The 12,967-nt window shown below is 58.6% G+C and carries 12 protein-coding genes and 1 tRNA gene; 8 read left to right on the forward strand and 5 right to left on the reverse strand.

Annotated elements, in window-relative coordinates:
- Window positions 1-35: 35 nt before the first annotated feature.
- Both IFT66_RS03830 and IFT66_RS03835 read right to left on the reverse strand, forming a co-directional pair.
- The gene (locus tag IFT66_RS03830; protein WP_062580325.1) at window positions 36-677 is read right to left on the reverse strand and encodes an exopolysaccharide biosynthesis protein; all 642 of its coding nucleotides are present in this window, start codon (window positions 675-677) and stop codon (window positions 36-38) included.
- Window positions 678-1,465: 788 nt separating this feature from the next.
- Complete coding sequence (locus IFT66_RS03835) at window positions 1,466-1,642, reverse strand: hypothetical protein (protein ID WP_162728347.1); 177 nt, start codon at window positions 1,640-1,642, stop codon at window positions 1,466-1,468.
- A gap of 308 nt (window positions 1,643-1,950) precedes the next feature.
- On the opposite strand from IFT66_RS03835, the gene IFT66_RS03840 reads away from it, so the two are divergent.
- Together IFT66_RS03840 and IFT66_RS03845 are read left to right on the forward strand one after the other, a co-directional pair.
- Window positions 1,951-2,646 carry a hypothetical protein gene (locus IFT66_RS03840; RefSeq protein WP_192076808.1) on the forward strand — a complete coding sequence of 232 codons (696 nt, stop codon included), beginning with the start codon at window positions 1,951-1,953 and terminating at the stop codon, window positions 2,644-2,646.
- A gap of 139 nt (window positions 2,647-2,785) precedes the next feature.
- Window positions 2,786-2,974, forward strand: coding sequence for a hypothetical protein (locus IFT66_RS03845; protein ID WP_062580327.1), 189 nt, complete (start codon window positions 2,786-2,788; stop codon window positions 2,972-2,974).
- A 194-nt stretch (window positions 2,975-3,168) separates the two neighbouring features.
- Here the strand turns inward: IFT66_RS03845 and IFT66_RS03850 are convergent.
- A tRNA-Cys gene (locus IFT66_RS03850) sits at window positions 3,169-3,242 on the reverse strand.
- A 308-nt stretch (window positions 3,243-3,550) separates the two neighbouring features.
- Between IFT66_RS03850 and IFT66_RS03855 the strand changes: the two genes are divergently transcribed.
- From IFT66_RS03855 to exoR, 6 genes are all read left to right on the forward strand, one after another.
- Complete coding sequence (locus IFT66_RS03855) at window positions 3,551-3,748, forward strand: hypothetical protein (RefSeq protein WP_062457584.1); 198 nt, start codon at window positions 3,551-3,553, stop codon at window positions 3,746-3,748.
- Window positions 3,749-3,880: 132 nt separating this feature from the next.
- Entirely contained in the window at window positions 3,881-4,528 is a 648-nt protein-coding gene (locus tag IFT66_RS03860) for a protein-L-isoaspartate O-methyltransferase family protein (protein ID WP_192076809.1), read from the forward strand.
- 235 nt (window positions 4,529-4,763) lie between these two features.
- A complete protein-coding gene (locus IFT66_RS03865; RefSeq protein WP_446737862.1) occupies window positions 4,764-5,720 on the forward strand; it encodes a DUF2497 domain-containing protein in 957 nt (318 codons plus the stop codon).
- 120 nt (window positions 5,721-5,840) lie between these two features.
- Window positions 5,841-8,756, forward strand: a complete 2,916-nt coding sequence (locus IFT66_RS03870; protein ID WP_192076811.1) for a valine--tRNA ligase — start codon at window positions 5,841-5,843, stop codon at window positions 8,754-8,756.
- 376 nt (window positions 8,757-9,132) lie between these two features.
- On the forward strand, window positions 9,133-10,368 hold the full coding sequence (locus IFT66_RS03875; RefSeq protein WP_192076812.1) for an OmpP1/FadL family transporter: 1,236 nt from the start codon (window positions 9,133-9,135) through the stop codon (window positions 10,366-10,368).
- Between the two features lie 475 nt (window positions 10,369-10,843).
- Window positions 10,844-11,638 (forward strand): exopolysaccharide production regulator ExoR, encoded by a 795-nt coding sequence (gene exoR, locus IFT66_RS03880; protein ID WP_062457569.1) that lies wholly within the window; start codon window positions 10,844-10,846, stop codon window positions 11,636-11,638.
- Between the two features lie 55 nt (window positions 11,639-11,693).
- On the opposite strand, the gene xth is transcribed toward exoR, so the two are convergent.
- Together xth and erpA are read right to left on the reverse strand one after the other, a co-directional pair.
- Window positions 11,694-12,503 carry an exodeoxyribonuclease III gene (xth, locus tag IFT66_RS03885; RefSeq protein ID WP_062457566.1) on the reverse strand — a complete coding sequence of 270 codons (810 nt, stop codon included), beginning with the start codon at window positions 12,501-12,503 and terminating at the stop codon, window positions 11,694-11,696.
- Between the two features lie 95 nt (window positions 12,504-12,598).
- A complete protein-coding gene (erpA, locus tag IFT66_RS03890; protein ID WP_062457564.1) occupies window positions 12,599-12,928 on the reverse strand; it encodes an iron-sulfur cluster insertion protein ErpA in 330 nt (109 codons plus the stop codon).
- Between the last annotated feature and the right edge of the window lie 39 nt (window positions 12,929-12,967).

A 12,967-nucleotide genomic window follows, 5' to 3' on the forward strand; every position in this document is an offset into this window, starting at 1 on the left:
GTCGCCTGGTGCGAGAGCTTCTTCCGGAATGAGGCTTATCCGGCGAGTGACGCCAGGCCCTGGCCGGCGGCGAACGCGCCATAAGCAAGCGCCCCGAAATAGACGATCGTTGCAAGGTTGAAGAAATAACCGCCGAGAACGACGAGACCATCCCGCTGAACCATGCCTGTCGACAGAAGCAGAATAGCAATGCCGGGCAGCGTGTTGGACAGGGGGATGAGGCCGAGCGGAAACATCAGGAGCACACCGGCGAACGTGATTGCGAGGCCATTGACCCTGTTGGCAATGGGCCCGGTCGTGATGCCGGCCATGCGGTGCTTCAGATATTTGTCGAGCCTAGAGACGATTTTCACGCCTTTCTCAAGGGTCGGCACCAGCTTTGCGCTGTCGAGTTCCCGATCGAGAATCGCACGAGGAAGCCACGGCATCCGGTTGAGCACCACAGCAATGCTGATCATTATGATGGCCGCGCCGAACACGGTGCTAACACCCGGGATCGAAACGGGCAGCAGAAAGGGGAGGGAAGTGACCGCGCAGATCAGCAGCAGACCCTGTTCACCGACGCCATCCATCAACTGACGCAGCGTCACGGTGCCGCCGTCAATCCGACCGATCAATTTCCTCAGCGTTTCGCTGAGACCTGCCGATGTATCTTCGAATTCCGCGTTATCCTGCAAAGCTGCACCTCTGTCATGAGAAATGCAGTCTGAATAACAGCAGAAACAAGCAACTCAAAGGCAACAAAACGAACTCGCGCGACGCGCGGCGCGTCAGTCGACCATCAAGCCGCCTCCAGATGTACCGGTTTTCGAACACGAGCAACGCCTCGCGGTTTCCCGGCTGCGCATGCAATCCACTATTTCGGTTGCGCCCAGCGATCATAGAGGCCGCAGGCTACCACGACACCAAGAGTGCACAAGACGAATGGATTCAATGCGGCTACAAAATCGAGATACTGCATAACGGTCTCCTCTTCCCGTTAGCCAAGCCGCCAGATGTCTCCCACACCTGACTTCAGACACTCTAACACGATTTTGATCCGTGAGCGAGAATGTTGATCAGGGCGAGCGTGCGGCTTGTGGGGGACGAGGAGAGGCCGTCAGTCAGCGTGTCTCGGTGAGACCGTCAAAACAGGGCAACGAAAAGATGCCCCACATAAATGATGCTGACGAGGGATATAATAGTCGTGAACGCCATGACGGCGTCGGAAGATGAGAGCTTCATATCGAACCATCGCCGTCATGGCGATCCTCTGACAAGGGTATGGCGGCAACATCGCCGTCTGCCTATTTCTAGGACAAATAGTTTAACGCAGCCCTATGGAGGAACGTTAATATCTGGTTACGAACCGATCGTGAAATGTTGCGGCTCGTGTCGCTGATATGGGCAGGGCACCCCCGCAGACCCCATATCGCTGCGCGACCACGTGATCACGGCAAGCTTGTCCGATACGAGCCGTTCAAATCTAATTGACGCTGTTTGGGAGAGGGGTTTTGGGCTCGTCCGGCTTCTCGCGGCCGGCCGGCAGAAGCTGACCGGACAGTTCCACCAGCGGCGTCTGCGACAATGCCTTGGCTGCCTCCGCAAGCAGTGCGAGTTGCCGCGCAATATCTGCGAGTTGTGTGGCGGGATCATCCTTCAAATCGGCCTCGCTGCGATCATTCCGTGAGGGGCCGGAAATAGTCGCGCCTGCAGAAATGTAAAGGAAATTTGCTAATAGAAGCAACAAATCAACGGCGTAAAGGACTGCTCTACAGTTTTTCGGGTTTGCCGGTTTCCTTGGAAACAGGGGCAGAGCAGAATCTGTCCGCCGTCAAAGACATGGACTACCGGCTTCTCCAGTAGTAGACCGTTTTCATCCAGAATCGGCGCGCACGGCACCGGTCAGCGGGCCGCTAAGCGGTCCACACCCTCAATCCACACTCGTCGACATGAATTTTGAGAATCGAAATGCTCCCACCCCACGCCTACGCTGTTACTTCCCGTCCTTGGTATCTTTTGACACTGGCATTGGTCGGGGCTGCCGTTCTGTTCGCTATAGACCTTTCGAGTAACGGTTTTACGACAGCACTGACGAAGGAAACCGGCGCGCTCGAGATTTCGACGGCCCTTCTTTACGCCTATACCGCAATGGTGTGGCTGTGGACCCGCACCGGCGACATATGGCGGCGGGACTGGCAGGTTGCGGCCATCATGCTGTTGATGATGGGGCGAGAACTCGACCTCGACAAGCGGCTGACCAGTGTCGGCATGCTCAAGAGCAACCTTTACCTGACGAACATGGCGCAACCTGTCGAGCGCGTCTTTGGCGTCCTGGTGATCCTGTTCGTGGCGACCGTCGCGTTCCGGCTGATCGTTCGCAACGGCCCTGAGCTTCTCTCCGGCGTCAGGTATCGCGCGTCCTGGGCTTGGAACATCATCGCGGCGATCGGTCTTGCCATTGTGTCCAAGTCGATCGATGGGCTGGATCGCAAGCTTGCGCCTTTTGGCGTCATTGTCAGCGATCACACCAATCTTCTGTTGGGTATCGTCGAAGAAGTGCTGGAATTCGGCATTCCGGTCATGTTCCTGGTGGCGACCATAAGCTCGATCGATCTTTCCGCGGCAGCCAGGGGACGCAAGCCGGCCGCGGCGTCTGCTCTCTGACATCATCACGCTTCGCGCCCAATCCTTGAATTCTTGACACAAACCAGCGACCGGTGCCGATAAACGTCCGGTCTCTGGCATCCCGCTTATTGCCTCGAACGCAAAGCGCGGTAGTTGTTCCGGTTCACAGGAGCCGAACATGCAGCCGGAAAATCGCGTCCAACGCTATAAAGACACTATCCAAATCCTTCGTGCGGACATCGAGTGGCTGACCACGAGCGGGTTCAGGACGCAGACGACATCGAACGAGACCCTCATCGCGGAGTTGGAACTGGCCGCAGAGGCGTATCGTGGCTTGGTCGAAGAACTGGTGCGGCCGGTGGGCTGATCCGGGCAGGCGACAGCTCCAATCGCGAATTGGCGGAAAGCTGGCGGGCGTGAAAGACGATCCGCTGGCGTTCTCGTGCGCCAGTCGCAATACCTAAATAATATCGAGGAATGTGCGCGACCGGTTGCGATCGGATATATCGTGTCTATCGGCTGAAGCCGATGCTAACCTATTGCGATATATCAAGAAAGGGATGGAGGCCTCGCCCGGAATTGAACCGGGGTACGAGGATTTGCAGTCCTCTGCGTCACCACTCCGCCACGAGGCCATCCGATGCTAAAAAAGCGAGTGGTGGCGCCGAATTAGAACGAATCTCCGATGGGTGCAATACCCTTCTGTTCAATCCTCGACGTTTTTATCCACTTCGTCAGCGGCGCCTGTCTGTACCGGTGATGAAGGGCGCCTGCAAAACGCGGCGTCCTCGGAAGATACCCCTGCGGGGGAGGCTGTATGCAGCGTGTTCGCGTCATCTGGCTGTGTTGATCCTATGGTAAATATTTCACGAATATTCCTCGCGGTCAGGGGAACGGAACCGAGCTCTTCCGACTTTAGTGAGCGAAGCCCAGGGAGTGAAAAATGCTGAACCGATTGATCACCGCACTCTACAGACCCGTCACCGAAGATGATGCGACTGGCACGTTTGCAGATGGAGCCTTTCATCTGAGTGCTGCCGAGCAGCTGGCATTCGATCGCAGCCATAGCCTGCGCAAATCCTACGGACACGATGTCGTCCTCGCCAAGAAGCGCGAGCTTCCGACCCTTATCCTGCACTAAGCAAGAGTTGCACGAGCGCCTGCATCACCGTGTTTTTTCCAATCGATGCGCGCGCTATCTTGAAAGCGCAGCAAGAGGCAAGTAACACGGCTGAAGGATTGGCCGGTACGCCGGCGCTGTGAGGCAGATGACATGATTGATTTCGAAGCAGCCCGTGTGAAGATGGTCGAGAACCAGATCCGCACGACAGACGTGACGGCACATTCCGTGCTTCAGGCGTTTCTCACGGTACAGCGCGAAAACTTTGTTCCGGCCAAGTCGAAGTCACTGGCCTATATCGACAACGATGTTGAAATCTGTCCCGGTCGCTTCCTGATGGAAGCCTCGCCTCTGGCCAAACTTTTGCAGCTGGCTGCAATTACCAAGTCGGATACGGTGCTCGAGGTCGGCACAGGCAGCGGATACATTTCTGCGCTTTTGTCGCTTCTTGCGAAATCGGTCGTGTCGATCGAATCCGATGAAGCGCTCGCCGAGCAGGCAATCGCCAACCTCGCGGGCGCCCATAACGTGACTGTCGTCACGGGCGACATGGAAAGAGGCGTTTCGGATCAGGGCCCTTACGATGTCATCTTCATTGCTGGCTCGATCGAAGACGTGCCGGCTGAACTAAGTGCGCAGTTGAAGGATGGCGGGCGTCTGGTCGCTGTTCTCGGATACGGAAATGCCGCGCAGGCGACGCTCTTCGTCAAAGAGCAGGGTGCACTGTCAAAAAGCGCCCACTTCAACGCTTCGATCAAACCGTTGCCGGGATTCCGCCGCGCGAAGGATTTCGTATTCTAAATTCGGCTTGCTGACGGTTTGCGAAGTTTAGAAAGGGGGCCTTGGCCTCCTTTTTGTTTTTCCAGCGCGATACAAATCGGCAGCGGGGATTCACGTCGGCAACAAATCTGTGTATCGCTAGAGTCGTTGATGCGCCCGTCGTTGTATCGCGAGACGAGGTTCGTAAAGTGAAAACGAATCAGACCTTTGAAAAGAGGTCGTCTGCCGACCTGGCACCCAGTCGGCGAGAACGGGGATGAAAATGGCTCAGCCAAGTGTAGCGCGTGAACCGTCAATGGAAGAGATCCTGGCTTCGATCCGCCGGATCATCGAAAGCAACGAGCCGGTCGGCGAGGGTTCACCAGATCAGGCATCGCGTTCGCCCTATGCGGATGACGATCTGATCGACGATATCGACGATACGGACTTTGCGTCCGATCTTGCCGCTGGCATCGCTGCAAACGACCCGGGCCTTCCTCTTCGTGCCCATTCACCGGCCCCGATGCCGTTCCAGTCGGAACCCTACGCCCCCGCATCCGCAAACGACGCACCCAAGCCTGTTTCCGCATCGACAGTCGACCCTGAGATTTCATCATCGGGTGAGCGCTCGCTCTCGCTTGCCGACGTTGCGGCCCGCGTCCGCGCCGCTTCGGCCCGCCAGCAGGAAAATGCGATGAGCCGCCCGGCACCGGCGCCGCGCCTGTCGATGCCCGCAGCCGAGAAGGCATCCGCTGCAATCTCGGCCTTTGCCGGCGTCGCGCTGCGTGACACCATCGCCCCTCTCGAAACCAGGCCTGCGGCAATGGTATCCAAGCCGATCGAGACCCCTATGGCGAAAGACGTCGAGCCTGCAGGACCATCGCCCATTCCAGCGCTGAAGCCGCAACCGGCAGTCGCGCAGCAGCCGGAGATGTCCGAGCCGGTCGAACAGCCGGCACCGAAGGCGCAACCGGCTCAACAGGAAAATCTTCCTGCGATGATCGAGGAGGCCGCTGCAACGCTCCTTTCGGTCGAAGCGGGCGCGCAGGTGACAAAATCGTTCAACGAACTTGCAGCCGTCTTCGATGGTCTCGAGCGTCGCTCTGTCGAGGATATGGCGCAGGAAATGCTGCGTCCGATGCTGCAGGAATGGCTGGACGACAACCTGCCGACACTGGTGGAGCGTCTCGTGCGCGAGGAAATCGAGCGCGTTGCCCGCGGCCCGCGTCGCTAAATCGCCTCCAATGCCTGTCATCAAGGGCCGCTCCACACGGGGCGGCTTTTTTATTGACTTCACGGCCTCCACGTCTTTAACACCGCACCATCTCATTCAAAAAGAAAAACGGGTCAGGAAATGCTCGAAAAGACCTACGATTCCGCCGCCGTCGAACCGAAGATCGCCAAAGCCTGGGACGATGCGGACGCCTTCCGTGCCGGTGCCAACGCAAAGGCTGGTGCGGAAAGCTTCACCATCGTCATCCCGCCGCCGAATGTGACCGGGTCGCTGCACATGGGGCACGCGCTCAACAACACGCTGCAGGATATCATGGTCCGCTTCGAGCGCATGCGCGGCAAGGACGTGCTGTGGCAGCCGGGCATGGACCATGCGGGCATTGCCACGCAGATGGTCGTCGAGCGCCAGCTGGCAGAGCGGAAGCTTCCCGGCCGACGCGAGATGGGCCGCGAGGCCTTTGTCGAACGCGTCTGGGAATGGAAGGAAGAGTCGGGTGGCCTGATCTTCAACCAGTTGAAGCGCCTCGGCGCATCCTGCGACTGGTCACGCGAACGGTTTACGATGGACGAGGGTCTGTCCAAGGCCGTTCTCGAAGTCTTCGTCACGCTCTACAAGGAAGGCCTGATCTACCGCGGCAAGCGGCTGGTCAACTGGGATCCGAAGTTCGAAACGGCGATCTCCGATCTTGAAGTCGAGTCGCGGGAAGTCGAAGGCCATATGTGGCACTTCAAATACCCGCTGGCCGGCGGCGAGACCTATACCTATGTCGAGAAGGATGCGGACGGGAATATCGTCCTTTCCGAAGAGCGCAATTATATCTCGATCGCCACGACGCGTCCGGAAACCATGCTGGGCGATGGCGCCGTTGCCGTCCATCCGTCGGACGAGCGGTATGCACCGATCATCGGCAAGCTGTGCGAAATCCCTGTTGGGCCAAAGGAACATCGCCGCCTGATCCCGATCATTGCGGACGAATATCCGGAACCGGATTTCGGCTCGGGCGCGGTCAAGATCACTGGCGCGCACGACTTCAACGACTATCAGGTCGCCAAGCGCAACAAGATCCCGCTCTATCGCCTGATGGATACCACCGCCTCGATGCGCGACGATGGCGACGCTTATTCTGTCTATGCGGCGAAGGCACTGGAGATAGCCAAGTCCGGCGAACTGCCGGGCGAAGCCGATATCGACGAGATCAATCTGGTTCCGGAAGAGTATCGCGGCCTCGACCGCATGGTCGCCCGCAAGAAGATCATCGAGACGATCAATGCCGAAGGCCTTGCCGTTACCGTCAAGGACAGCGAGGGCAACGACATTCCGTATGTCGAGGCAAAGAAGATCATGCAGCCGTTCGGCGACCGCTCCGGCGTCGTCATCGAGCCGATGCTGACGGATCAGTGGTTCGCCGACGCCAAGACGCTGGCCGAACCGGCGATTGCTTCGGTTCGCGAAGGCCGTACCAACTTCGTCCCGAAGAACTGGGAAAAGACCTATTTCGACTGGATGGAAAATATCGAGCCCTGGTGCATTTCGCGCCAGCTCTGGTGGGGACACCAGATCCCGGCGTGGTACGGTCCTGATGGTCAGTGCTTCGTCGAAAAGTCCGAGGAAGAAGCACTCGACGCGGCCATCCAGCATTATCTCGCACACGAAGGCCCATGGAAGGCCTGGGTTCAGGAGAAGCTCGAGAACTTCAAGCCTGGCGAGATCCTGATCCGCGACGAGGACGTGCTCGACACCTGGTTCTCGTCGGCACTCTGGCCCTTCTCGACGCTGGGCTGGCCGGACAAGACACCGGAACTGGAGCGCTATTATCCGACCAGCGTTCTCGTCACCGGTTTTGACATCATCTTCTTCTGGGTTGCCCGGATGATGATGATGGGCATGCATTTCATGAAGGACGGGGAAGGCGAGCCTGTCGAGCCGTTCCACACCATCTACGTTCACGCGCTGGTCCGCGACAAGAACGGCCAGAAGATGTCGAAGTCGAAGGGCAACGTCATCGATCCGCTCGGCCTGATCGACGAATACGGTGCCGATGCCCTGCGCTTCACGCTCGCCATCATGGCAGCTCAGGGACGCGACGTTAAACTCGACCCCGCCCGTATCGCCGGCTACCGCAACTTTGGCACCAAGGTCTGGAACGCAACGCGCTTCGGGGAGATGAACGGCGTCAAGCGTGATGCGGGCTTTGATCCTGAGAATGCGAAGCTGACCGTCAATCGCTGGATCCTCACGGAACTCTCGAAGACCGTGGCCGACGTCACCACCGCGATCGAGACGCAGCGCTTCAACGAGGCTGCCGCTTCGCTCTATCGCTTCGTCTGGAACCAGGTTTGCGATTGGTATGTCGAGCTGTTGAAGCCGATCTTCATGGGCGAGGATGAAGCCGCCAAGGCCGAGGCGCAGGCCTGCATGGCCTATGTCCTGGAGCAGAGCTACGCGCTTCTCCACCCGTTCATGCCGTTCATGACTGAGGAACTCTGGGCTCACACGGCAGCGCGTGACGGATTGCTCGCTCATGGCGACTGGCCGGTCTCCGGTTTTGCGGACACTGACGCGGCTGACGAGATCAACTGGCTTGTCGATCTCGTATCCGGTCTTCGCTCTGCGCGGTCCGAAATGAACGTCCCGCCATCGGCGACAGCACCGCTTATCATGGTTGGTGCCAATGCGGTCACCTCGTCGCGGCTCGCGCGTCACGAGGCGGCAATCTGCCGGCTCGCGCGTGTCGAGAGCATCTCGACAGCTGACGTCGCCCCGAAGGGTGCGGCACAGATCATCGTCGGCGAGGCGACGGCCTGCCTGCCGCTCGGCAACCTGATCGATCTCGGCACGGAGAAGGCCCGAATCGAGAAGGCGATCGTCAAGAACGAGCAGGAAAAGGACCGTCTCGGCAAGAAGCTCTCCAACGAGAAGTTCATTGCCAATGCCGATCCGGACGTGGTTGCGGCTGACCGGGAGCGCCATGCCGAACTGGAAGTTCAGCTCGAAAGCCTCAAGATCGCTCTGCAGCGGGTCATCGAAGCCGGCTGATGACCAAGGTCTCCGCCGTGCTCTAGGCCGGCGCCAACGAACGAATCTCTGAAAGCCGCGGTCCTGTGACCGCGGCTTTTTGCTGCGCTTCGATCCAGAAGTTCCGTTTGCGTGCACATGCACAACGGGAGAAAGCCGCAATGTTGCCGCATTGTCACATCGCCGCGCCCATGCGGGATGGTGTTCTAATTCCAGCTACGGTACGGCCCCAGATTAGGTAATTTTGTTCCCAACCACCGATTCGGTGGCGATTGTTCCTCCGCTTACGTAAATTAGCGACCGTTTTGCAGCGCAAGATCGGGGACAGCCGAAAGTTGTTATTTTGGGCAGAGTATTTAGAATTGTCTCAATGACTTGCCTGGGAGTGGGAGACGAGATGCAAAGCAATTACATCGCCAAGGGCGCCTTTGTTCTGATGGCTGGATGGAGCATTTATTCGCCGGCGTTAGCGGGCGGACTGGAACGTGGGGGATACAATATCGACCTTCTGTTTGACAGGTCGCCCTATGCCGCCGAAGCGACGGCAACCTACGTCATGCCGCAGCGGAAGCTGAAGAACGCGCAAGACACGATCACCGGACCGGACGGCAACCTCAGCACAACACCCGGCTATTCCTATTCGAGCACTGCTGACGACAGCGAGAGCTACTGGTCGCCGCGGATCGGCATCAAGGCGGGTATCGGCGATTCCGTCGACTGCATGTTCGACTATTCTCAGCCCTATGGTGCGCATACCAATCCTGGCGCCAACTGGGCGGGTGCCAACGACAACATCGAGACGAAGGTCGACAGCGACAACTACGCAGCCACCTGTTCCTACCGCTTCGATGCCGGCCCAGGCCAGCTTCGCCTGATCGGCGGCGCGAACTATCTGCGCATGGATGGCTTCAAGGAACGGCTGTTGATCGCCCCTGAAGCGCTTGGCTTCGCGTTCAGCGGTGTTGGTCGTCTGGACCTGGAAGGCGACGGTTGGGGCTGGCGCGCCGGTGCGGCCTACGAAATCCCGGAATACGCATTCCGCGCGAGCCTGATGTATTATAGCCAGGTGAAGCTCGACGAGGTCACCGGTACTGTCGATCTGACGCAGGTCCCGGTCGGCAGCGTCTACGCCGGTACCGTCGTGCCGGTTGAGGGCTCGACGGCTATGCCGGATGCTCTCGAGCTGAAGCTTCAGTCGGGTATCGCACCGGACTGGCTTGCTTTCGGTTCGGTCAAGTGGACCGACTGGAGCCAGTTGCAGCGCATTCCCTTCTACAACAACGGTGTTGAGATCACATCGCTCGATCTCGGCTATCGCGACGGCTGGACGATCACCGGCGGCATCGGCCACAAGTTCAACGAACAGTGGAGTGGGGCCCTGAGCCTCACCTGGGATCGCGGCACATCGCAGGAATTCGGAACGCAGACAGATACCTGGCTATTCAGCGCCGGCGTTTCCTATGCCCCGACCCAGCACGTCGAGATTCGCCTTGGCGGCGTGCTCGGCATCCTGACGGGTGGCGAGTCCAGCGCATCGTCCATTGACGGCATCCCCGTCGGCGACGAAGCGAGCTACGAATACGATAGCGACCTGGTTGCAGCACTTTCTACGTCGTTGAAGGTAAAGTTCTGAAAACAGTTACTAATTAGCAAAAGCCCGGTTCGAGCCGGGCTTTTTCGTTTGTGGCGCGTTTTCGCCGACCCCTCCGAATTTGTGACGATTTGGCAACAGTCTTGTGCCACGATGAGCGGGTCGGCGAACAACGGAGATTTTGTCCATTTCCCGCCACAAACAGGGAGCAGCGGTAAAGGAATAACGGACACGGACCGCGGGGGCGGCGCGTGTGAATTGGAGTACCATGGGCGGGTTTTTCAATAGAATACGGGGCTTTGGCCGCGTTGTCGCAGGCGGATCGGATCGCCGTGCACAACTTCGGCGCGTTTTGCCGGCAGGTCCTACTCTTGCCGAAAACGGGACGTACAGTTTCCATTCTAGAACGGCAGCGATAGCTGGCGTCTCGCTGATCGCCGGTTGGCTGATCAGGCCGTGTAATCGGTCGGAGATGGCAAGCTCTATGACTTCCGGGTGTATGGGAAGAAACTGAAACATGTCGAAGTTTGGCATTGTGTCCATGAAAGTATTGCTTCTTGGCGTGTCGCTCACCTCGGCTGTGGTGGGCTCGGCAGCTGCGTTCGACATCCAATCCGGCGTGACCAAGGAATCGGGTCCCTTCGACCTCTTCAAGTTCGGCTTCAAGGCCTACAAGAACGGCCAGAAGGAAGACGCGGTCGAAGCGTATCGCTATGCCGCCGAGAAGGGACATACCGGTTCCCGCTGGGCATTGGCGAACATGTACGCCTTCGGCGATGGCGTCACGAAAAACGATCTCGAGGCGTTCAAGATCTATAACGAGATCGCCACGCAGGGCGTCGAACCCGGCTCGGAAGATACCGGTTTTTTTGTCAACGCGCTTCTGTCGCTTGCGACCTACTATCGCCGCGGCATCCCCGATACACCGGTGAAGCCCGATCTTGCCCAGGCGCGGCAGATCTATTTTCAGGTCGCTTCGACCTTCGGTGTCGCGGAGGCGCAGTTCCAGCTTGCCAAGATGATTCTTGCAGGCGAGGGCGGATCGCCAAACCTTCAGCAGGCGAAGAAGTGGCTGAACCAGGCCCGCAAGAGCGGCCATCCGGGCGCCATGGCCGTTTTCGGCAACATCCTGTTCGACGAGGGACAGACGGTCCGCGGTCTCGCCTTCCTGACGGCTGCACTCGACAAGTGCAGCACGAAGGACTGTATCTGGATGGAGCCCTTGCAGGAGCAGGCTTTTTCCATGGCAAGCGAGGAAGACCGTCGCGGTGCGATCGCGCTTTCGCATGAGTTTGCCAAGGGTATGGACTGAGGAAGCGGCGTTCGCTGCTTCCTGTCAGATCCGGGCGATCAGGGACAAGAATCGCTCAGACTGGCGCGAAATCGAAAATCCCGGCGACCGGGACATGGTCGGACGGCTTTTCCCATCCGCGCACATGCTTCTCGATGACCGTCGCCTTCAACCGGTCGGCAGCTTCCGGCGACAGCATCAGATGATCGATGCGGATGCCGTTGTTCTTCTGCCAGGCGCCCGCCTGGTAATCCCAGAACGTATAGAGCTTGGTGGCATCCGTGGTTGCGCGAACGGCGTCCGTCAGGCCGAGATTTTCGAGCGCACGGAATGCCGCCCTCGTTTTCGGCAGGAAGAGCGCATCTGTCGCCCATGCGGCCGGATCGAAACAATCATGCGGCTCGGGAATGACGTTGTAGTCGCCGGCGAGTATCAGTGGCTCTTCGAGTGCCAAGCATTGCTGGGCATGCAGCCGCAGCCGTTCCATCCAGGCAAGCTTGTACGGGTACTTGACCGGGTCATCGGACGGGTTGCCGTTGGGCAGGTAGATCGACGCAACGCGGATCACGCCGCCCTGAACGGAAAAGACGCATTCGATGTAGCGCGATTGCTCATCAATTTGTCCGTCGGGACCGACGGCACCGGGTAGACCGCGCATCACTTCGTCGGGTTTTATCTTCGACAGGATCGCCACCCCGTTGAAGCCCTTCTGGCCGTGTGTCTCGACATGATAGCCGAGCGATTCGATCTCGAGCCGCGGAAAGCCTTCGTCGACGGATTTGATCTCCTGGAGGCAGGCGATGTCCGGCGACGAGTCGGCGAGCCATTGACGCAGATTATCGATCCGCGCCTTGACGCCGTTGATGTTCCAGGTGGCAATCTTCATTGCAGTCGTCCTTCCGTCTTCAGCCTATCCTTTTATCGAAAGACAAGCTGATGGGAAGGGTCGAGTGGCAATCTGATCGGGACGATTGGAAGATCTTAGATGGCGAAGCTGGTACCGCAGCCGCAGCTTGCGACCGCGTTCGGATTCTTGATCTGGAATGACTGGCCAAGCAGATTATCGACGAAGTCGATCTCTGAACCTTCCATGTAGACGATGGACAGGCTGTCGATCAGCACCTTGGCATCGCCGTTGGCGATCACCACGTCATCTGCTTCCGGCGCGCCCGCGAGGTCGAACTTGTAGGAGAAACCGGAGCAGCCGCCGCCTTCAACAGAAACACGCAGAGACTGCTTTTCGGATTCTGCCGCAACGATTTGGGCGATCCGCTTGGCTGCAGCATCGGAGAGAGTTACGTTCATCGTCATTTCAATGGTCTCCTGCCGGGGTAAAGGCCCGGTGAGTCT

This window comes from Rhizobium sp. CFBP 13726 (assembly GCF_014841925.1).
GTDB classification, from domain to species: domain Bacteria; phylum Pseudomonadota; class Alphaproteobacteria; order Rhizobiales; family Rhizobiaceae; genus Neorhizobium; species Neorhizobium soli.

What these genes read in the sequence shown, in the direction of transcription:
- IFT66_RS03860 (WP_192076809.1), top strand. Translation starts at nt 3,881, where the DNA reads ATGATTGATTTCGAAGCAGCCCGTGTGAAGATGGTCGAGAACCAGATC.
- IFT66_RS03865 (WP_446737862.1), top strand. Translation starts at nt 4,764, where the DNA reads ATGAAAATGGCTCAGCCAAGTGTAGCGCGTGAACCGTCAATGGAAGAG.
- exoR (WP_062457569.1), top strand. Translation starts at nt 10,844, where the DNA reads ATGTCGAAGTTTGGCATTGTGTCCATGAAAGTATTGCTTCTTGGCGTG.
- IFT66_RS03845 (WP_062580327.1), top strand. Translation starts at nt 2,786, where the DNA reads ATGCAGCCGGAAAATCGCGTCCAACGCTATAAAGACACTATCCAAATC.
- IFT66_RS03840 (WP_192076808.1), top strand. Translation starts at nt 1,951, where the DNA reads ATGCTCCCACCCCACGCCTACGCTGTTACTTCCCGTCCTTGGTATCTT.
- IFT66_RS03855 (WP_062457584.1), top strand. Translation starts at nt 3,551, where the DNA reads ATGCTGAACCGATTGATCACCGCACTCTACAGACCCGTCACCGAAGAT.
- IFT66_RS03875 (WP_192076812.1), top strand. Translation starts at nt 9,133, where the DNA reads ATGCAAAGCAATTACATCGCCAAGGGCGCCTTTGTTCTGATGGCTGGA.
- erpA (WP_062457564.1), bottom strand. Translation starts at nt 12,928, where the DNA reads ATGACGATGAACGTAACTCTCTCCGATGCTGCAGCCAAGCGGATCGCC.
- xth (WP_062457566.1), bottom strand. Translation starts at nt 12,503, where the DNA reads ATGAAGATTGCCACCTGGAACATCAACGGCGTCAAGGCGCGGATCGAT.
- IFT66_RS03870 (WP_192076811.1), top strand. Translation starts at nt 5,841, where the DNA reads ATGCTCGAAAAGACCTACGATTCCGCCGCCGTCGAACCGAAGATCGCC.